The sequence below is a fragment of the Lysobacterales bacterium genome (assembly GCA_016703225.1).
Lineage (GTDB): Bacteria > Pseudomonadota > Gammaproteobacteria > Xanthomonadales > Ahniellaceae > JADKHK01.
The window spans coordinates 84,285-103,295 of sequence record JADJCM010000003.1 but is presented as its reverse complement, the minus strand read 5'-3'; the positions used below and the strand labels follow the sequence as shown (position 1 = coordinate 103,295).

General features: G+C 66.6%; 23 protein-coding genes and 1 pseudogene. 15 read left to right on the top strand and 9 right to left on the bottom strand.

Features of this window, described 5'->3' with window-relative positions; genetic code table 11:
• Window positions 1-44 precede the first annotated feature (44 nt).
• Window positions 45-1,232: a formate-dependent phosphoribosylglycinamide formyltransferase gene (purT, locus tag IPG63_13665; GenBank protein MBK6728283.1), complete on the bottom strand. Its 1,188-nt coding sequence runs from the start codon at window positions 1,230-1,232 to the stop codon at window positions 45-47.
• A gap of 93 nt (window positions 1,233-1,325) precedes the next feature.
• Between purT and IPG63_13660 the strand changes: the two genes are divergently transcribed.
• From IPG63_13660 to IPG63_13620, 9 genes are all read left to right on the top strand, one after another.
• Window positions 1,326-2,768, top strand: coding sequence for a transglutaminase domain-containing protein (locus tag IPG63_13660; GenBank protein MBK6728282.1), 1,443 nt, complete (start codon window positions 1,326-1,328; stop codon window positions 2,766-2,768).
• Window positions 2,769-2,832: 64 nt separating this feature from the next.
• Entirely contained in the window at window positions 2,833-4,404 is a 1,572-nt protein-coding gene (locus tag IPG63_13655; GenBank protein MBK6728281.1) for a hypothetical protein, read from the top strand.
• Window positions 4,405-4,436: 32 nt separating this feature from the next.
• Window positions 4,437-5,300 (top strand): SPFH domain-containing protein, encoded by an 864-nt coding sequence (locus IPG63_13650; protein ID MBK6728280.1) that lies wholly within the window; start codon window positions 4,437-4,439, stop codon window positions 5,298-5,300.
• A 10-nt stretch (window positions 5,301-5,310) separates the two neighbouring features.
• Entirely contained in the window at window positions 5,311-5,631 is a 321-nt protein-coding gene (locus IPG63_13645) for a hypothetical protein (protein ID MBK6728279.1), read from the top strand.
• 4 nt (window positions 5,632-5,635) lie between these two features.
• Window positions 5,636-5,818, top strand: a complete 183-nt coding sequence (locus IPG63_13640) for an Arc family DNA-binding protein (GenBank protein MBK6728278.1) — start codon at window positions 5,636-5,638, stop codon at window positions 5,816-5,818.
• Complete coding sequence (locus IPG63_13635) at window positions 5,815-6,687, top strand: CPBP family intramembrane metalloprotease (protein ID MBK6728277.1); 873 nt, start codon at window positions 5,815-5,817, stop codon at window positions 6,685-6,687. Before IPG63_13640 ends, IPG63_13635 begins: the two co-directional genes overlap by 4 nt.
• A 12-nt stretch (window positions 6,688-6,699) precedes the next feature.
• Window positions 6,700-7,521, top strand: a complete 822-nt coding sequence (locus IPG63_13630; GenBank protein MBK6728276.1) for a M15 family metallopeptidase — start codon at window positions 6,700-6,702, stop codon at window positions 7,519-7,521.
• Window positions 7,522-7,550: 29 nt separating this feature from the next.
• Complete coding sequence (locus IPG63_13625; protein ID MBK6728275.1) at window positions 7,551-8,042, top strand: sigma-70 family RNA polymerase sigma factor; 492 nt, start codon at window positions 7,551-7,553, stop codon at window positions 8,040-8,042.
• A gap of 14 nt (window positions 8,043-8,056) precedes the next feature.
• On the top strand, window positions 8,057-8,458 hold the full coding sequence (locus IPG63_13620) for a hypothetical protein (protein MBK6728274.1): 402 nt from the start codon (window positions 8,057-8,059) through the stop codon (window positions 8,456-8,458).
• Between the two features lie 31 nt (window positions 8,459-8,489).
• On the opposite strand, the gene IPG63_13615 is transcribed toward IPG63_13620, so the two are convergent.
• A complete protein-coding gene (locus tag IPG63_13615; GenBank protein MBK6728273.1) occupies window positions 8,490-8,918 on the bottom strand; it encodes a CBS domain-containing protein in 429 nt (142 codons plus the stop codon).
• Window positions 8,919-9,013: 95 nt separating this feature from the next.
• On the opposite strand from IPG63_13615, the pseudogene IPG63_13610 reads away from it, so the two are divergent.
• Both IPG63_13610 and IPG63_13605 read left to right on the top strand, forming a co-directional pair.
• Window positions 9,014-9,401 (top strand): annotated as a pseudogene (locus tag IPG63_13610) (arsenate reductase ArsC).
• Window positions 9,398-10,069, top strand: coding sequence for an aquaporin (locus IPG63_13605; GenBank protein ID MBK6728272.1), 672 nt, complete (start codon window positions 9,398-9,400; stop codon window positions 10,067-10,069). Before IPG63_13610 ends, IPG63_13605 begins: the two are co-directional and overlap by 4 nt.
• Here IPG63_13605 and mtgA read toward each other — a convergent pair.
• Complete coding sequence (gene mtgA / locus IPG63_13600; GenBank protein MBK6728271.1) at window positions 10,042-10,764, bottom strand: monofunctional biosynthetic peptidoglycan transglycosylase; 723 nt, start codon at window positions 10,762-10,764, stop codon at window positions 10,042-10,044. The genes IPG63_13605 and mtgA overlap by 28 nt on opposite strands.
• Window positions 10,765-10,791: 27 nt before the next feature.
• Between mtgA and IPG63_13595 the strand changes: the two genes are divergently transcribed.
• Both IPG63_13595 and IPG63_13590 read left to right on the top strand, forming a co-directional pair.
• Window positions 10,792-11,703 carry an Hsp33 family molecular chaperone HslO gene (locus tag IPG63_13595; GenBank protein ID MBK6728270.1) on the top strand — a complete coding sequence of 304 codons (912 nt, stop codon included), beginning with the start codon at window positions 10,792-10,794 and terminating at the stop codon, window positions 11,701-11,703.
• A 133-nt stretch (window positions 11,704-11,836) separates the two neighbouring features.
• A complete protein-coding gene (locus IPG63_13590) occupies window positions 11,837-12,799 on the top strand; it encodes a hypothetical protein (protein MBK6728269.1) in 963 nt (320 codons plus the stop codon).
• A gap of 41 nt (window positions 12,800-12,840) precedes the next feature.
• Here IPG63_13590 and IPG63_13585 read toward each other — a convergent pair whose 3' ends face one another.
• Window positions 12,841-13,095, bottom strand: coding sequence for a hypothetical protein (locus tag IPG63_13585; protein MBK6728268.1), 255 nt, complete (start codon window positions 13,093-13,095; stop codon window positions 12,841-12,843).
• Window positions 13,096-13,124: 29 nt separating this feature from the next.
• Between IPG63_13585 and IPG63_13580 the strand changes: the two genes are divergently transcribed.
• A complete protein-coding gene (locus tag IPG63_13580) occupies window positions 13,125-14,552 on the top strand; it encodes an IS1182 family transposase (GenBank protein ID MBK6728267.1) in 1,428 nt (475 codons plus the stop codon).
• Window positions 14,553-14,705: 153 nt separating this feature from the next.
• Here the strand turns inward: IPG63_13580 and IPG63_13575 are convergent, their stop codons facing one another.
• The 5 genes from IPG63_13575 to IPG63_13555 form a co-directional block, all read right to left on the bottom strand.
• The gene (locus IPG63_13575) at window positions 14,706-14,936 is read right to left on the bottom strand and encodes a hypothetical protein (GenBank protein ID MBK6728266.1); all 231 of its coding nucleotides are present in this window, start codon (window positions 14,934-14,936) and stop codon (window positions 14,706-14,708) included.
• Window positions 14,937-15,425: 489 nt separating this feature from the next.
• Window positions 15,426-16,175 carry a TIGR04255 family protein gene (locus tag IPG63_13570; GenBank protein ID MBK6728265.1) on the bottom strand — a complete coding sequence of 250 codons (750 nt, stop codon included), beginning with the start codon at window positions 16,173-16,175 and terminating at the stop codon, window positions 15,426-15,428.
• Between the two features lie 63 nt (window positions 16,176-16,238).
• Complete coding sequence (locus IPG63_13565; protein ID MBK6728264.1) at window positions 16,239-17,141, bottom strand: DUF4097 family beta strand repeat protein; 903 nt, start codon at window positions 17,139-17,141, stop codon at window positions 16,239-16,241.
• A gap of 35 nt (window positions 17,142-17,176) precedes the next feature.
• A complete protein-coding gene (locus IPG63_13560; protein MBK6728263.1) occupies window positions 17,177-17,677 on the bottom strand; it encodes a hypothetical protein in 501 nt (166 codons plus the stop codon).
• Window positions 17,664-18,260, bottom strand: a complete 597-nt coding sequence (locus IPG63_13555; GenBank protein MBK6728262.1) for a sigma-70 family RNA polymerase sigma factor — start codon at window positions 18,258-18,260, stop codon at window positions 17,664-17,666. Before IPG63_13555 ends, IPG63_13560 begins: the two co-directional genes overlap by 14 nt.
• A gap of 60 nt (window positions 18,261-18,320) precedes the next feature.
• Between IPG63_13555 and IPG63_13550 the strand changes: the two genes are divergently transcribed.
• Window positions 18,321-18,866 carry an RnfABCDGE type electron transport complex subunit B gene (locus IPG63_13550; GenBank protein ID MBK6728261.1) on the top strand — a complete coding sequence of 182 codons (546 nt, stop codon included), beginning with the start codon at window positions 18,321-18,323 and terminating at the stop codon, window positions 18,864-18,866.
• Window positions 18,867-19,011: the final 145 nt, after the last annotated feature.

The window sequence follows — 19,011 nt, the reverse complement described above, 5'->3', positions numbered from 1 at the left end:
AAAGGCAATACGACGAAGGGCGCCGCGAGGCGCCCTTCGACTTTTCAGGCCGGCTCGATTTCGATGCGCACGCGCTCGGCCACTCGGCGCGCTTTTTCCTTGGCAGCGAACAGGCTGTCGCCGCGCGCGAGCGCGACGCCGAGGCGGCGCTTGCCCTCGACTGCGGGCTTGCCGAACAGGCGCAGGTCGGTGTCCGGCTCGGACAGGGCATCGGCGACCCCATGGAACTTCGCCACGCCATGGCCGCTGCCGAGGATCGCCATCGATGCCGACGGCCCGCGCGCGCGGATCACCGGAATCGGCAGACCAAGGATGGCGCGCACATGCAACTCGAACTCCGACAGGTCCTGGCTGATCAGCGTCACCAGCCCGGTGTCGTGCGGCCGTGGCGAGACCTCGGAGAACAGCACCTGGTCGCCGCACACGAACAATTCGACGCCGAACACGCCGAAGCCGCCGAGCGCGTCGGTGACCTGGCGCGCGATCGTGCGTGCGGCGGCGAGCGCGGGGTCGGACATCGGCTGCGGCTGCCAGCTCTCGCGATAGTCGCCGTCTTCCTGGTAATGGCCGATCGGGTCGCAGAAGCTGACGCCGTCGCGATGGCGCACGGTCAGCAGGGTGATCTCGTAGTCGAAGCGCACGAAACCTTCGACGATGACGCGGCCGGCGCCGGCACGACCGCCGGCCTGCGCGTAGTCCCAGGCGGCATCGATCTCGGCCGGCGCGCGCACCAGGCTCTGGCCCTTGCCCGATGAACTCATCACCGGCTTGACCACGCACGGCAGGCCAAGCGCGGCCACCGCGTCGCGGTACTGCTCGGGCGTGTCGACGAAGCGATACGGCGAGGTCGGCACGCCCAGCGTTTCCGCGGCTAGCCGGCGGATGCCCTCGCGGTCCATGGTCAGTTGCGTCGCCTTCGCGGTCGGTACCACGCGCAGCCCGCGCGCTTCCAGTTCGACCAGGGTCGGCGTGTGGATCGCCTCGATCTCGGGCACGACCAGCGTCGGCCGCTCCAGCTCAATCACGCGGCGCAGCGCTTCGGCATCGAGCATCGGGATCACGTGGCAGCGATGCGCGACCTGCATCGCCGGCGCGTGCGCGTAGCGATCGACCGCGATCACCTCGACGCCGAGCCGTTGCGCGGCGATCGCGACCTCCTTGCCGAGTTCGCCGGACCCGAGCAACAACAGGCGGATGGCATCGGGCTGCAGCGGTGTTCCGAAGGCAAACATGGCGGCTTCTCCAGACCGGGGCGCGCATTGTAGGTTCGCGGCCGACTACGATGCGCGAACCCGCGGCCCTGCCCGCAGATTTCCCGGAGCTCCATGCGCCTGTCCACGATCCTGGCTGCGTTGTTGCTGAGCGTATGCGTGCTTGGCGCGCGCGCGGCAGAGTCCGAGCGCGAATGGTTCCGGCTGCGCCTTGGCGAGGAGAGCATCGGCCACGTCTGGCGCGAGCGCCGGGTCGAGGGCGGGACCGTGACCCACCACGAGCACTTCGAGGCGCGCTTTCGGCGCAATGGCGAGCCGCTCGATTTCCGCAGCGACGAAATCCATCGCGAGACACTCGATGCCCGTCCGCTCGGCTTCCGCATGGAGCAGCAGACCGGCAGCCATGCGCTGACCATCGACGGCGAGGTCGTCGCCGGGCGCATCCATCTGCGCACGCGTGATGGCGGCCGCGCGCAATCGCGCTGGGTCGACTGGCCACAAGGCGCGCTGATGAGCGAGGGACTTGAGCAGGCCACTGCCGCACTCGCGCCAGTCGATGGCGCGAGCGCCAAGGTGCAGCTGTTCCTGGTCACGTCGCAAACCGCGGCGGAAGCCACCGTTACCCGCGTCGGTCGCGAGACCATCCACATCGACGCACGGGCGCAAGAAGCGACCCGCTACGACACCGAACTCGCACTCGGCACCGAGCCGATGCGCAGCGTCAGCCATGAAGACACCGAGGGCCGCATTTTGCGCACGGCGATCCCGATGTTCGGCCAGCAACTGCTGCTCGAGCGCATGGCCAGGCCGCCCGCCACCGACGCGCCCGCGCCCGCCGGCGTTGAGCTGTACGACTACGCGCTGATCGCCTCGCCGCGGCCGCTCACCGCCGAGGAGCGTCGCGGCACGCTGCGCTACGCGCTCGCCTGGTCCGGGGATTCGTTGCTGCGCGGGGTGGCCAGCGACGAGCAGGACTGGCAGCCCGAGTCGGACACGCGGGCGACGCTGACGGTCACGCCGCTGCCTTCGGCCCGTCGTGCCGATCCGCCGACCGCGCGCGATCGTGAGGCCACGGTCTGGCTCGACGCCGATGATCCCGGCATCCGCCGCTTCGCCAAGCGCGCGACGCGCGGCGCCGGCGACGACCGCTCCCGCATGCGCATGCTTGAAGCCGCGGTGGCTCGCCACATCCGCGACAAGTCGATGCGCGTCGGTTACGCCAGTGCCTCGCAGGCGCTGGCCGCGCGCGAAGGCGACTGCACCGAGCACGCGCTGCTGCTGGCCGCAGCTGGGCGCGCGCTCGGTATCGCCACGCGCGTCGCCAGTGGCGTCGCCTATGTCGAGCGTTTCGGCGAACGCAGCGACGTATTCGTCCCGCACGCTTGGGCCCAGGCCTGGGTCGATGGTCACTGGCGCAGTTACGACGCCGCACTTGGTGGCTTCGGCGCCGACCACATCGCCTTCGCCGTCGGCCACGGTGACCCCGCCGATCACTTCGCCGCCGTCGCCTGGATCGGCGCGCTGCGCATCACCGCGATCGAAGCGATCACCCCCTGATCGCGGGGTGCCGTCGCCAGCAGCGCACCCTTAGAGTTTCCCCGACCATTGGGGAACCCGTGCCATGACCGCCGCCCGCTGCTGCACCCGAATCCTGCTCGCGCTGAGCGCGCTCACCGTCACGCCGAGTGCCAACGCGGCGCTCTGGCTGAAGCTGCGCACCGGTCACATGCACGACGCACACCCCATCTCGCAGCCGCATTTGGGACCCCATGTCGCGACCTACGACGCCGCCTACACCTTCGTCGGCGTGGCCTACGAGGGCGGCGTCGCGAGCGCGCCGGTGACCTTCACCACGCGCGTGCCGGATGGCTTCAGCATCACCCGATTTGTCGCAGACAACTGGAACTGCAATCAGAGCGGCGCAGACGTCAGCTGCGTGTCGATCGCCGACATCCCGGTGCCGAGTTATGGCGGCGTCGGCGGCATCGAAGTGATCCCGCCGGCGCAGGGGCAGATTCGCATCTACTACGACATCAGCCCGAGCCTGGCGCCGAATACGCCGTTCACGCTGCGCGGCGCGGCCGCCAATGCCGCCAACCCGCATGACCCGGGCGGCGTCTGCAACTACTGGAACAGTTGCCGGGAGGAGAGCGGCCAGGTGCTGGAATCCTGGCTCAAGCCTTCGCTCGGCTTCTCCGGCAGTCCAACCTATTTCGTGCCGGGGACCGAGCGCCCGCTGACCTTCCTTGCCGACGTCCGCGGCTACAACGTCAACAACGGGCCGGCGGCCTATCGCCTGTACCTGCCGGAACACGTGAGCTACGACCACATCGTGTTCACCACGCCAACCTCGGGCTGGACCTGCACCCCGATCGCACTGCCCGCCGGTCGAACGCGGCTGGACTGCACCACGCCGGCGCTGCACAACGCCATCACCGAACCCTATGGCGCCAGCATCGGCGGCGCGTTGTTCCTCGACCTCGATCCGGCCACGCCGGTGCCGGGTTCGATCGACCTGTTCGCGACCTTCGAGAACGCCGACCAACCGGCACCGGCCGACTGCTATGTCGATCCGCTGCCGAAGGGCTGCGCGCGCATCACCATCCCGGTCGATGCCGCGCCGTCACCGCGACTGGTGGTGGAGCGCATCGCGCCGAGCTATCCCCAAGGCATCGAAGCGTCTCCCGCGAGCTTCACGCCCGGCGGCGCGCAGGTCGCAATCGCCCTGCACTACCGGAATACCGGCAATGCGTCGGCGGCGGCGCCGCACATCGACCTGCGCCTGCCCGCCGGGCTCGGCCACGTCGCCGTCGGCAACTCGCAGCCGGCCGCCAGCTGCAGTGTCAGCGGCAGCGTTGCTGCCGGCCAGACGCTGCGTTGCATTGCCCAGCCACTTGCGGTCGCACCCAATCACGTGGGGCGCCTGGAACTGGTGCTGCAGCCGACGCTGGCGCTGCCGATCCCGATGACCACGCTGACCGGTGCCGTGCGCCTCGATGGCGCGATCACCGCCGACGAGTCGCTCGCCGACTGCGAGGCCACGCCGGGCCAAGTCCACTGCGCGCGCCGTGGTGCCGGTGGTCCAGCCCAGCACCTGCAGCGGACTGCCGGAAAACGAGGGTCTGTACTGCGACGGCTTCGAGGAGCGCTGATCCAGCCGACGAACGGCAGTTGCATGATGATATCGTTTTGATATCTTTGCCTCCGTCCACCACGGAGGCTGTCATGAACCAGAACGCCCAGATCAACGAATCCCGCGCCACCAGTGCCGCCGGCATCCCGATGCTGCTGCTGATGCTGGCCCTGACCTTCTTCGCCCTGCCGGCGCTGTTCGTGATCGGCCTGCGCATTCCGGCAGTACTGGCCGCGATCGTCGTGTTCTTCTGCTGGTTCGGCTTCTTCATGGTGCAGCCGAACCAGGGCGCGGTGCTACAGCTGTTCGGCCGCTATGTCGGCAGCGTTCGCGACGAGGGCCTGCGCTGGGCCAATCCGTTCTACTCGAAGAAGACGGTTTCCTTGCGCATCCGCAACTTCGAGTCGAACAAGCTCAAGGTCAACGACCTCGAAGGCTCGCCGATCGAGATCGGCGCGGTCGTGGTCTGGCAGGTGATCGACACCGCCGAGGCCACCTTCGCGGTCGACGACTACGAGGACTTCGTGCACGTCCAGGCCGAATCCGCGCTGCGCCAGTCGGCCACCAGTTATCCCTATGACCTGCACGACGAGCACAAGGTGTCGCTGCGCAGCCATACCCAGGAAATCGCCGACCACCTGCGCAAGGAGATCCAGGAACGCCTGACCAGCGCCGGCGTCAAGGTGCTGGAAGCGCGCATCAGCCACCTCGCCTACGCGCCGGAAATCGCCCAGGCCATGCTGCAGCGCCAGCAGGCAACCGCGATCATCGCCGCGCGCACCAAGATCGTCGAAGGCGCGGTCAGCATGGTGCACATGGCGCTGGACCAGCTCGACGCCAAGGGTGCGATCAAGCTCGACGAGGAGCGCAAGGCGGCGATGGTCAGCAACCTGCTGGTCGTGCTCTGCGGCGAGCGCGGCACCCAGCCAATCGTCAACGCCGGCTCGATCTACTGAGGCCGCAGCCATGGACGAGCGCAGTGTCGCCGCTCTGGCCGTGATGCCGGCGGCGATCCTCATCGGCGTACTCGGCGTGCAAATGCGCGCCGGGCGCTGTCTGCATCTGCTCAACGGCATCGACCTCGCCAAGGTGCGCGACCGCGACGGACTCGGCCAGTTCGCCGGCACCCTGATGTTGGCGCTGGCCCTGGTGCTGATGCTGCTCGGCGCAGCGCTCGCGGTATTGCCCGAGGCGCAGATGCCGGTCGCGATCTGCATCTGCGTCGCCGCGAACCTCGGCATCGCCCTGCGCCTCGCCTATGGCGTACGCGGTTTCCAGCGCAGGTGACGCGATGAACGAGAAGAAGGCCTATCCGCTGCGCATCAACGCCAACGTGCTCGAAGCCGTGCAGCGCTGGGCCGACGACGAACTGCGCAGCCTGAATGCGCAGATCGAATACGTGCTGCGCGACGCGCTGCGCAAGGCCGGGCGCCTGCCCGCGTCCAGCGAGCGCAAGCCGGACGAAGCCGAATGAATCGCCCCGTCCTGGTCTTCCTGGTCCTCGCCTACGCCATCAGCTGGGGCGTTTCGGAACTCGGTTTCCGCATGCTGCAACTGCCGGCGGTGGCGGTCGGCGTCGCTTTCATGTTTGGCCCTGCGCTCGCCGCCGTGCTGACCACGAAGTTCGTGCTGCGCAGGCCCATCGCCAGTCTCGGCCCGTGGTGGCGACCGAACCGCTGGCTCGCTGTCGCGGTGATCGCACCCATGCTGTTCACCTTCGCGTGGATCGCAATCTCGCCGCTGGTACCTGGCTTGTCGGTCGCACTCGACAGCCAGGGCTTGATCGACAACGTCCTGACGTCGGTGCCGGCCGATCAGCAAGCCATGGTACGCGGCGAACTGGAGAAGCTCGGCGGCGCCCTGCTGCCGATGCTGTTGTTGCAGATGACCCTGGTCGCAGCCGGTGTCGGCATGACGCTCAATGCCGTCGCCGCCTTCGGCGAGGAACTCGGTTGGCGCGGCTTCCTGCATCAGCATCTGGCGACCATGGGATTCTGGTCGCGCGCGGCGCTGGTCGGCTTCTTCTGGGGCCTGTGGCATTTGCCGCTGACGCTGCGTGGCCACAACTACCCGAGCCACCCGGAACTCGGGGTCGCGATGATGATCGCGTTCTGCCTGCTGCTGGCGCCCGCATTCGAATGGATTCGCGCCCGCTCGGGCTGCGTGATCGGGCCCACCTGGCTGCACGGCACCCTGAATGCGCTCGGTGGCGCCGGTGCCCTGGTCGGCGGCAGCGACCTGATGCGCGGCCCCGCGGGCGCGGCCGGCATGATCGTGCTCGCCGCGTTCAACCTCGGCCTGTGGTGGTCGGCCCGGCGCGGCTGGACGCGCTTGCAGCCGTAGTAGCATCGATTCGTGTCCCGCCCCTTTCCCTACCGACTGAACGGCCGCCGCTTCGTCCTCGCGACGGCGCACGCGACGAACGCAGACGCCGCCTCCGCGATCGCCGATGCGCGCGGCCGCCGCTGGCTCGACGTGCAGATTCGCCGTCGCGCCGACGATGCCTTCCTCGCCACGGACCGCGCGTGGGTCGATGCAAATGGCCGCATCCTCGCCGTGGCCTCGGAACTCGGGCAGCTCGCATGGGCGGACGTCGATCGGCGCCGCATCGCGGCGATGCACCGAAGCGGTGGACGCGACGCGGGTCTCGCGTCACCCGCTGCGCGCCCGCCCGAATGGGACGCGATCGCGCGGTCCCGCGGCTTCGAACGCAGCGACGAGCCGCGTCGGCTCGACTTCGTCGGATTCGCAACCGACGGACGCCCGATGTTCCTCGCGTCGAAAGCAGCGAGCGCATGGCGCGCGATGCAAGCCGCAGCGCAGGCCGATGCCGTCGTGCTGGAACCCGTCTCGACGTTTCGCTCGATCGCGCACCAGCACGCACTGGTCGCACGCAAGCTCGCGCGCGGCGACAGTCTCGCGCAGGTCTTTGCCGTCAACGCCGTCCCCGGCTACAGCGAACACCACAGCGGCCGCGCCATCGACCTCGGCACCCCCGGCTGTCCCGCCCTCGACGAAGCCTTCGAACACACCGCCGCCTTCGCCTGGTTGCAGCAGCACGCCACCGACTTCGGCTTCCGAATGTCCTACCCGCGCGACAACCCGCTCGGCGTCATCCACGAGCCGTGGCATTGGTACTTTGTCGATCACGACAGCGCGCCGCCGCGACAGCTGTAACCTTTTTCGCGGCGGTGCATAGTCTGCACATGGACCGCAATGACACGGAGTTCAGCACGCTGTATCGCCGCCACTCGGCGGACGTGCTGCGCTTCGCGTTCTGGCTCTGCGGTCACCGCGCAGACGCCGAAGACATCGCCGCCGAGACGTTTGCGCGCGCGTACGCCGGTGCCGACACGCTGCGCGCAGAATCGGCCAAAGCCTACCTGCTGACGATCGCGCGCAATCTCGTGCTTGAGCGACAGCGTCGGCATCGGCCAAGCGACGCACTCGACGACAACACCCTCGACGAAAGCGCTACTCCGGAGCGTCACGCCGACGCCGCACAGAGCGTGCGCCGCACGCTCACGGCACTGGCCACGCTCAGCGAGCCGGATCGCGCCGCACTACTGCTCACCAGCCATGACGGCCTCGACTACCGCGCCATCGCCTTGCTGCTCGGCCTTTCGCTGCCCGCGGTCAAGGTCCGAATCCACCGTGCCCGTTTGCGCCTTGCTTCGGCGCTGGAGACATCCTCATGAAAGTCACCCGTGACGTGATCACCGATCTGCTGCCGCTGTATTTCAGCGACGAAGCCAGCGCCGACACGCGCACTCTGGTCGACGCGTATTTTGCGGGCGACCCGGATTTTGCCCGCCGCGCGCGTACCCACCCCGAGGCAAGCCTGCCGCAAGCTGCGTTGCCACAACCCACCGAGGAGACTGAAATGCTGACGCTACAGCGCACCCGCAAGCTGCTGAACCTGCGCGCCACGCTGCAGGGACTGGCCCTTTTTCTGACGTTGCTGCCGTGGACCTTCTTCGTCGACAGCAAGACCGGCGCCCACTGGCTGTTTCTGGACAAACCAGCTGCGATGGCCATCATCATTCCACTCGCCGCGGTTGCCTGGGGCGGCTACCTCACACTGCGCCACCGACTGCGCTCAAGCGGCGTCTGATCTCGACGCGCCGCGAATCGTCGGCGCCAAATCAGCTCGCGATGTAGCGCTGCAACTGGTCGATCTCGTTCTGCTTCTCTTCGAGGGCGTGCTTGATCAGGTCGCCGACCGAGAGCATGCCGACGACGCGGCCGGAGTCGACCACGGGCAGGTGGCGGAACTTGCGTTCGGTCATCAGCATCATGCAGGTCTGGGTGGTGTCATCGGGGGATACCGTCATCACCGGAGCGGACATGATCTGCCAGACCGGGGTCTCGGCCGAGGAACGGCCGAGCAGGATGACCTTGCGTGCGTAGTCACGCTCGGAAACGATGCCGGCGAGTTCGCCGTCCTTCATCACCAGCAGGGCGCCGATGCCGTGATCGGCCATCATCTGGATCGCCGCCAGCACCGGTTCGTCGGGGTGGATCGAGATGATGGCCGGAGGCTTCATCAACAGCAGTTCGCGCACCTTGGACATGGCCTGCCTCCGCGTCTGGACGTGGCCGCAGTGTACGCCCAACGGTCATCTTCCGCTGCCATAATCCCCGCCCTTTTTCCGACCCCTCCGCCCCGATGAAACGACTGCTCTTCGTCTGTGTCGAAAACTCCAACCGCAGCCAGATGGCACAGGCGTTCGCGCGCATGCATGGTGGCGCGTCGGTGCACGCCGAGTCCGCCGGCTCGCGCCCCTCCGGCGTGGTCAATCCGCGCGCGATCGAGTTCATGGCCGAGCGCGGCTACGACCCTCTCGGCGCATGCGTCGAAGTCGCTCGACCAGATCGGCGACGGCGAGTGGGATGCGGTGGTCACGATGGGCTGCGGCGACAACTGCCCATGGGTACCAGCCAAGCACCGCGAGGACTGGGCCTTGCCCGATCCCAAGCACATGCAGCCGGACGACTACCGCGCTGTGCGCGATGAAATCGAGCGGCGCGTGCTCGCGCTGATCGCTTCGGCATGAGCACCACTGTCAAGGCCGCGGCGGCCGAATTCGCCGGCACTCTGAGCCTGCTCGCGATCGTGATCGGCTCGGGCATCATGGGCGAGACGCTGGCGCAGGGCAATGTCGCAATCGCGCTGCTGGCGAACGCACTCGCCACCGCTGCCGGCCTGTACGTGCTGATCACCGCGCTCGGCCCCATTTCCGGCGCGCACTTCAATCCGGTGGTCACGCTGATGCAACGCCTGCGCGGCGAGACGCTTGGCGCGCACTGGTCGATCTACCTGCTCGCTCAGTTTGCCGGTGCCGTGCTTGGGGTGTGGCTGGCGCACGCGATGTTCGACCTGCCCATCCTGCAGGCCAGCGCCAAAGCGCGGGCAACGCCGGGGCTGTGGATCAGCGAAGTCGTCGCCACCGTCGGCTTGCTCGCGACCATCGCGCTCGGCGCCAAGGCCAGCCTCGACAGCATCGCGGCGCGCGTTGGCGGCTACATCTTCGCGGCGTACTGGTTCACCGCCAGCACCTCGTTCGCGAACCCGGCCGTGACTTTCGCGCGCATGTTCAGCGACACCTTCGCCGGCATCCTGCCCGCGCACGCGCCGGCATTCATCGCCGCGCAATGCGTCGGCCTCGGCCTCGTGCTCGGCGCGCTGCGCGTCACTCAGTCCGCGAGCAACGGCGCGAGATAGTCGCGACCGCCGAGCTGGCGCATCTGGCGTTCGATCCACTGCTGCCGCTGCAGCACGTAGGGCCCGGGACGCGCGGCGCTGTAGCGTTTCGGGTTCGGCAGCACGGCCGCGAGGCGGGCCGCCTGGGCCGCGTTCAGCGTTGCGGCGTCGCGGCCGAAAAACTGCTGCGCAGCAGCCTGCGCGCCGTAGATGCCATCGCCGAACTCGGCGAAGTTCAGGTACACCTCGAGAATGCGCCGCTTCGGCCAGGTCAGCTCGATCAACGCGGTGAACCAGACCTCCAGCCCCTTGCGCAACCAGCTGCGCCCGGACCACAGGAAGAAGTTCTTCGCGACCTGCTGCGACAGCGTGCTGGCGCCACGGACACGACCGCGTTCGCGGTCATCGAGCGCCTTGCTGATCGCGTCCAGATCGAACCCGTGGTGCTCGGGGAAGCGCTGGTCTTCTGCCGCGACCACGGCCAGAAAAAGCTCTGGCGATAGCCGCGACTGCGCCACCCACTGACGCCGGATCGGCAATGCCGGCGCTGCTCCGGTCCAGCCATCGACTCGGCGCGCCAGCACGAATGCACTGGTCGGCGGCGGCAGCCAGCGATACGCCAGCACCACGGCAAACGACAGTGCCGAAAAGCCAAGCATCAGCCACACCACGGCACGCAGCGCGCGTCGCCACAAGGGTTTGCGGGTCACGGCCATTTCGGCATCTCGGGCATAATCGCGGGCATGAACGAGCCCCTGTTTACTCCGGTCGATCCCGAAGGCATCCGCCGTTTCCTGTTCGAAGGCGCGGGTGTGCGCGGCGTCATTGTGCGGCTCGAACACAGTTGGCGCCAGATTCTCGATCGCGACCAATACCCGAAGAACGTAGCGCAACTGCTCGGCGAACTCACTGCGGCGACCGCGTTGTTCGCCGGCGACATCCAGTTCGCTGGCCACGTCTCGGTGCAGATGAAGGCATCGCCACTGCTGCCGTTGGTGTTTGCGGAGTGCACCGCGGAAAGCCACATGCGCGGGCTCGCGCGCTGGGGCGAGGGCGCGGGCGATTCGTCGCTGGCGCCGGATGCGCTGGCTGGAGCGGTGCTCGCGATCACCATCGAGCGCCAGGAAAACGGCGTGCGCTATCAGGGCCTGGTGCCGCTGCAGGGCGATCGCCTGGCGCGCAGCTTCGAAGCCTACTTCGCGCAGTCGGAGCAGTTGCCGACGACGATCCACCTGGCCGCCAACGCCAGTACCTGTGCCGGCGTGTTGATCCAGCAGATCCCGGCCGAGGGCGGCATCGAGCGCGAGCGCGATGCCATCACCTTCGAGCATGCAAAGATCCTAGCCGACACCCTCGCCGTCGAAGAACTGCTCACGCTCGACGCCCGGGAACTGCTGCGCCGCCTCTACCACGAAGACGATCTGCGCCTGTTCGATGCCCAGTCGGTGCGCTTCCAGTGCCGCTGTTCGCGCGAGCGAGTCGCGGCCATGCTGCGCACGCTCGGACGCGAGGAATCGTTCGCGGTACTGGCCGAGCGCGGTCAGGTCGCGGTCATCTGCGAATTCTGCAATGAACCGTATGCATTCGACGGGATCGATCTGGAACAGGTGTTCGCCAGCGCAACGCTGAATGCTGCACCGCAACGCGCGCAGTGACCGAAACTGCCAAGTCCAACCCATTCCGTGACTTGCAGAAATCTTGTAAACTCGGCCTCAATTCAGAAAGCGCCCGGTTCGGAAGGAACCGACCGGCCCCGGGCGAGGTCTGAGGCACGACCCGAGGATGATCATGAAACGCGTTCGCGCACCACTGGCCACTGCGATGCTCCTGGCGCTCTCTGCGCTCGGCAGCGCGCACGCCCGTGCCGACGAAGCGCAGCAAATCTGGTCGGCACGGCCAAGCGGCCTGCACTGGAGCAATGATCTCGCCCCCGCGCACACACTCGTTTCGCAACTCGTCGGCAATTCCGCAGAGAGCAACAGTGCCGGCCTGCGCTTCGACAGCAACGGTCGCATCAGCCTGAGCGCTGGCGTCGGCAGCGACGCTCCTGCCTCCGAGGGACTTACCCTGCCATGGTGTGCCGAGGCTTCCGGGCTGCTGCGCATCGGCGCGCTCGGCCGCGACTGCCTGGCGCAGGGCACCTTGCAGTTGGAACTGCCGGGTCGTGTCGCCACCGCAAGCTCGGCCGCACAGTGGCGTGGCGAGCGCTTCGATCTGTCACTGGCCTACGGCTTCTCCTGGCTGCTGCCGGACCAACGCGAACGCCTGAACGTGCCCTATGCAAACGTGCAGGACCTGAGCCTGTCGTCCGCGCTCGGCACGCAACCATTGCTGCCCGGTCTCAGTGGGGAGGCGCGCGGCCTCGGCCTCAATTCGCAGTGGCGCCTGACCGCAGAAAGCGCGGTGCAGTTGAATGCAGCGCTCAATCAGTTGCGCCTGCGCCGTGGCAGCGCCGCGCCGGTATTCGACCTGCAGCAGGCGATGCTCGACGTCGGCATGAATTATGGCGCCTTCAGCGGCAATGTCACCGGCCGCGTGAACCGACTAAATGAGCAACCGGGTTACCCGAACACGTACTGGAGCGGCATCGACATCGGCGTATCCTGGCGCACGCCTTGGCGTGGCCAGCTGACCGTCGGCGCACGCAACGTGGTCAGCAAGAGCGACGATGGCGAGGCACCCGTGGCAGCGCGCGTGCTCGACGACAGCTCGGCACGCACGCCCTACGTCCGCTACAAGCAAGACCTCTGACCCGGCCGGACCTCCGAGGTCGCGGCCATGTGGGCGCAACTTCATGGAGTCGTTGGGACGAGCTTCAGAGCCGCCTCGGCGGCGATTTCCAGCGCCTGCTTCATCCACGCCGACTTGTTCTGCGCGGTATCGGCCCCGCCCGTCGTCCAGCCAACGATGTTCGCGTGCTTCGGCGGGGGTTCTTGAGCGACGGCGTCGAGGTGAGCTTTTCTGACAACGCGCACGATGACAACGCCTGCACCGCGCAGGCTGAGAGCGTGAGAGTTTTTCCTCAACCCCACGGTTCTGGCACGCATCTGGCTTGCCTGCAGGCATGACGACACTCATGCATTGCGACGACGAAGTGACCCCGGCCGGCCTGTTCGCGGACCTGCCGGAACCCAGCCAGAGGCAGTTGCAGGAGGCGCAAGCGAAAGCGGCGCGCAAGCGCAGCCAAAACTCACCGCGACTGCTCGAAGCGAACCGCGCGCAAATCGAGCTGCGTGCATCGGACCTCGAATCGCTGTTGCCAGAAGACCATCGGGCGCGGTTGGTGTGGGGCTATGTCCTGCACCAGGACCTGAGCGCGTTGGTGGATGCGATCAAGGCGCGCGGCAGCAGCGCCGGTCGAGCGGCGATTGATCCGCGCATTCTGTTCGCGCTGTGGCTGTATGCCACGCTGGACGGTGTGGGCAGTGGTCGCGCAGTGGCGCGGTTGACCCTGGAACACGATGCGTACCGCTGGATTTGCGGCGGCGTTTCGGTGAACTACCACGCGCTCAACGACTTTCGTGCCGGCAACGAAGCACTGATGGACGAGTTGCTCACCGACAACGTCGCCGCACTTGCTGCTGCCGGCGTGATCGGGCTGGAGCGCGTCGCGCAGGACGGCATGCGTGTGCGCGCCGATGCTGGTGCCGCGTCGTTCCGCCGTGAGGCCAGTCTGGAAGAACACCTGAGCGAGGCGCGCGAACTGGTGCAGACGATCAAGACGCAGGCCGAGACCGACCCGGGCCAAACCAGCCGACAAGCGCAGGCGGCCAAGCTGCGCGCAGCGCAAGCGCGTGAAGAACGCATCCGCGCGGCGCTGGAACAATTGCCCGAAGTGGCCGCGACCAAGAAGCGCAACGGCGCGAAGGCCGAAGACGCCAGGGCCAGCACCACCGATGCCGATGCGCGCGTCATGAAGATGGGCGACGGCGGCTTCCGGCCTGCGTTCAACGTGCAGTTCGCCACCGCATGCGAAAGCCAGATCATCGTCGGCATGGACGTGGTCAACGTCGGCAGCGACATGGCCCAGTTGGCGCCGATGGTCGAGCAAGTCGAGCAGCGCGCGGGCCGCAGCCCCGGCGAGTGGCTGGTCGATGGCGGCTTCCCGGCACACGAGCAGATTGACGCAGTGGCCCACAAGACCGAGGTCTATGCGCCGGTCCCCGAGCCCAGAGCGAAGCAGGACGAACAAGGCAACCCGATCGAGCAGGACAAGCATCAGCGCAAGCCCGACGACTCCGATGCGGTGGCGCAATGGCGCGCACGCATGGCCAGCGATGCAGCCAAGGAAATCTACAAGCAGCGCGCAGCGACGGCCGAATGCGTCAACGCACAAGCACGCAACCGAGGGCTGCTGCGAATGCCCGTGCGCGGATTGAGCAAGGTCCGATCCGTGGTCGGCCTGTTCGTGCTCGCGCACAACTTGATGCGCATGGCGGTGCTCGCGCCGCAACTCATCGGCTGCAGCACAGCCATGTCCGCAATGAACCAGAGCGCAGCATGAAAGGACAAGAAGTGACCGAATCAGCCCGAATCGGCCCTACCAAACGTCACGCAGCACCATTAAAACACCTCGACGACGCAGCGCGAACGCAGGACGATGAGCGGATGCCGCCAACCGCTCGCCACCAAGTCTTCGACGAAAGTCGAAAAGTTCTCAGGCTCTGAGTCCTCTCGCCTCGCCGATCTTTCGTCCGGCATTCCAATCGATCTCGCAGTCCAAGCCGGGGCCACGAGTCACCGAGGTCTCCATCTTGAGTGGCCAGGGCATGAATGCATCGCCCCTAACTTTGCCATTCTTGATGTGGCTGCTGGAGAAAACAAAGCGAATCAAGACCTCTTCATTCGAGACGTACTTAGGCAGGCCGGATATTTCGCAGATGTCCATGGTCAGCGTCTCGAATGACTTCGAGGATTCTAGGGGATAGTTGTCCAGCGTGAGTGGTGCCAGCCGCGTGGCCGCGGTCGTCCCCAAGAATCCATGCGTAGGACACTCGCCCAACTGCGTCAACACTCAGGGCAGCAGTTTGCAATCTGCCGCGGCTCCATTCCAATGAAATGCCTGCGTCGGGCTGGGCAGCAATCGACGGCATGGAGACATCCGCAGGCAACGCCCGAATCAAGTCGGCGGTCCGCTTGGCGATGACCGCCGAAACCGGAAGCGCGTCGTAGCCATCCCACCCGGCTTGCGAGCATTCAGAAGCGAGCATTGCCAGTTCAGTCAGCACTTGAGCCTTTCCACCGAACAATGCCTCGGACCGCTCAGCATGTCGCGCGAGATCGGTCGAACTCTGTTCCAGGAACTCCGCTTCGCCAGAAACGCCGCTGCTGGGATACGACGACGCTGCCGCCGCAACACATCCGAGCGGCGCCCATCTCACTGAAAAAGTGTTTGGCATGATGGCTTCAAATTCTCGTCGAATACGCGATTCTTTACACCGCGAAGAATCGCGATGTGCGACGCGATGCTACTCCATTCGTGCTCATCAGGACCAAGGTCTGCCTCCGCCTCGATATCGAGCACCACCGGGAGAGTTTCACCATAGGGTTCCTGCGCAGCCAGCGTCGTGGTGAACCGTGCTTTCGTTGCGTGATCGATAGCGAGCGTCTTTACCAGAAAACTGGCTAACGCTGAACCGTCTGGTGACTGTGGGCCAAAAGCCAAGTAGTGCTCGAGTTCGACGTTTCCGTCAGTCAATGGCAATGGAATACGATTGATGTAGCGCAGCTTTACCGCCTTGATGCTTACCGGCCTGACAATGGACTCGAACAATCTCCAAGTCCTTTCTATTTCCGGAAGGTAATCATCGAGTCCCGTGTAGGGGGCAAGCCGATTGAATGAGTAGCCCGCGTTTCTGAACTGCACCATTTGCCGCTCGTCGTCGGAACGGAAGACCAATGCTTCGAGACCTTCCGCTTTCGAATGGGATGGGCTTGCGCCGCCAAGATCGGTCACTTGATACCGGAGAATTTTTCGCTGCTGCATCTTGGGGTAGTTCGAACGCAGTGCATCTCGGGCGGCAGCCTCCGTAGCTTCCAAGTCAAAATCGGGGCGCATCGCGCAAACGATATCGACGACTGCTTCGACAATGGGCGGGTGTTCGAGAGGCAAGCGCAACGAGTTCATGCCGACATTAGACAGCAAAGCGTGTGGATTTCTCCAGATCGGCTCACCCCCACGCCCCGGCTGTCAACGCTTGCGCAGGCGCACGTCGCCACTGAACGACTCGATTTCGATGGTGGCGCTGCCATCGCCGAGCTTGCCGCGCATGCTCGAGCCGGGGCCTTCCTCGTCCTCGACCGCCAGTCCGAACTCGTTGTCCAGGCGACCACTGAAGGATTCCGCCGACACCCGCGCACTCACGCCCGCCGGCAGCATGATGCCGATGTCGCCGCTCATGCTCTCGACATCCAGCCGACCACCGGCGGCGACATCGCCGTCGAAATCGATGTCGCCGGACACCGAAGAACCCTCGAACTCGCGTATCGACGCCACGCGCACCTCGGCGTTGCCGGATACGCTCTCGACCGAGATCTCGCCCGATGCTCCGCTTAGGTGCACATCACCACTGACGGTCTCGACATCGGCGCGCTGTGCCTCGCCCTCGAAACTCACGTCGCCGGAGACACTCGACAGATCGAGCTTGTCGGTGCGCACCGCCTTGAGGGTGACGTCGCCGCTGACCGACTCGGCTTCGATGCCGGCGCTTGCGCGCATCGCGGTCACGTCGATGTTGGCGCTGACCGCCGACAGATCGAGCGCGGCGCTGGCCGGAACCCGGATCACCAGCACGCTGTCCTCGCGCGGCCCGCGATTCCAGCCAAGCCAGCTGCTGCCGTTTTCCGACTCGACGCGCAACGAAACGCGGCTGGCGCTTTTCTCGACCACCAGCTTGGCGTCGGCGCCGAGCGAGCCGCTCCAGCCCACTTCGGCACGATCCCAGGCGGTGACGCTGATGCGACCGCGCACGTTGGATACTTCGAGTTCGCCGCGCGCATCGAGCGGCGCGCGCGTCTCCGCGATCGGTGTGGCGGCCTGGATCGGACTGGCGATGGCGGCCAGCAGGGCGAGGGAGAGCAGACTGCGTTTCATCGGAGACTCCAGATTCGGGTGGATGCGGAAAGGGCTCATGCGGAAAGGGCTTTTCGGGTCAGTTGCAGGCGTTGGTCCTGCACCTGCTTCAATCGATGCAACAGGAAGCGGGCATCGGGCGCGACTTCGAGCGCAGCAGTGAGCTCGGATTCGGCAGCATCGAGTTCAGTCCAGGCTGCCACGAGGCGCGGATCGGATTGCTCGCGCAGCTGCGACTGCTGGTTCGCGGAACCGCCCCTCGTCGCCGACTCGTACTCGACGCGCAGCGCCTGTGCCTCGCGCAGCAGCGGCGGCGTTTGCGCCAGCACATCGGGCGCGACTGCATCCGGTACGCGCTGCAAGGCCAACCAGCCCGCCGTGATCGAAACCACGACGAAGGCGGCCGCGGCAGCAAACGGAAACAGCGGCCGCGCGCTTCGGCTCCGGGCAGGCGTGCGCGCATCAAGTCGCGCGGCGATGCCGGGAAACAGATCACGCTCCGGTTCGATGTCCGGGGCCAGCGACTTCAACAGGCGTCGATATTCAAGCTCGTCCATGGGTTCCTCCGAGCCAATGCTTGATCAGGTTGCGCGCACGATGCAGCTGCGCCTTGGACGAACCGACGGCCATGCCGAGTTCGTTGGAGATCTCTTCGTGCTTCCAGCCTTCAACGTCGTGCAGCACGAGTACGGCGCGGGCGCGCGGTGGCAACTTCGCGATCAGCGCGTCGAGGTCGATGCCGAGGTCCGGGGCACGCGCCAGCGGGTCGGCGAGAGCGAACTCCGGGTCGCTCACGTCCTCGTCTGCACCAGGTTCTCCGCGCGCCGCGCGCAGCGCCATCAGCGCAGTGTTTACCGCGAGCCGGTGCAGCCAGGTCGAGAACGCGCTCTCGAAGCGAAACTCCGGCAACTTCTGCCAGACGCGCACGAAGGCATCCTGGGTGAGGTCCTCGGCACGCCCGCGATCGCCGCCCTGCAAGCGCAGGACCACCGCGAACACCCGCGCTGCGTGGCGCCGGTACAGCCGCTCGAAGGCGTGGCGGTCGCCATCGGCCGCGGCACGGACGAGCGCGTGATCGGCTGTTTCCGCGGGAATCGCGTGATTCACGAAGACCGTCGGGTTGGAGGAGATAGCCAGCATCATGCCGCATCTGATGCCGCACATGCAGCCAGGGTTTAAGCGATCCGCGATACTTCGCCCATGGACCTCGCCACTCGTGTCACAAGCATCGATGCCCTGCTGCCGCAAACCCAGTGCACGCGCTGCGGCTACCCCGCCTGCCGCCCTTACGCCGAAGCCATCGCTGCGGGCGAAACCGCGATCAACCGCTGTCCGCCCGGGGGCATCACCGGCATCCGCGCACTCGCCGCGCTACTCGGCCAGGCCGAGTTGGCACTCGACCCAAGTTGCGGTGCAGAGGCCCCGTTGCGCCTGGCCTTCATTCGCGAGGACGACTGCATCGGCTGCGTGAAGTGCATCCAGGCCTGCCCGGTCGACGCCATCGTCGGCAGCAGCAAGCGCATGCATACCGTCATCGCCGATCGCTGCACCGGCTGTGAGCTGTGCCTGCCACCCTGCCCGGTCGACTGCATCGAACTGATTCCCGCGCCCGCCACCCGCGACCTCATGCGCGAAGCCGACCCAGCGCGCGCGCGCCACCAGTTCCGCAACTTCCGCCTAGCCCGCGACGCCACCGAACGCGACGCGCGCCTGCGCGCGAAGCGGCACGCGCACGACGGCGCGTAGTCGACGCGACCAGCGCGGCGCGTGGTCATGTCAGTCAACACATATCGCGCGACATCGCAGCCACTTCCGGAACTGCACCGGCATCCGCGCGATGGAGGCCAGGAAGGCCAAAGACGAAGAGCGGCAGGACCAGAAGTCAAACCCA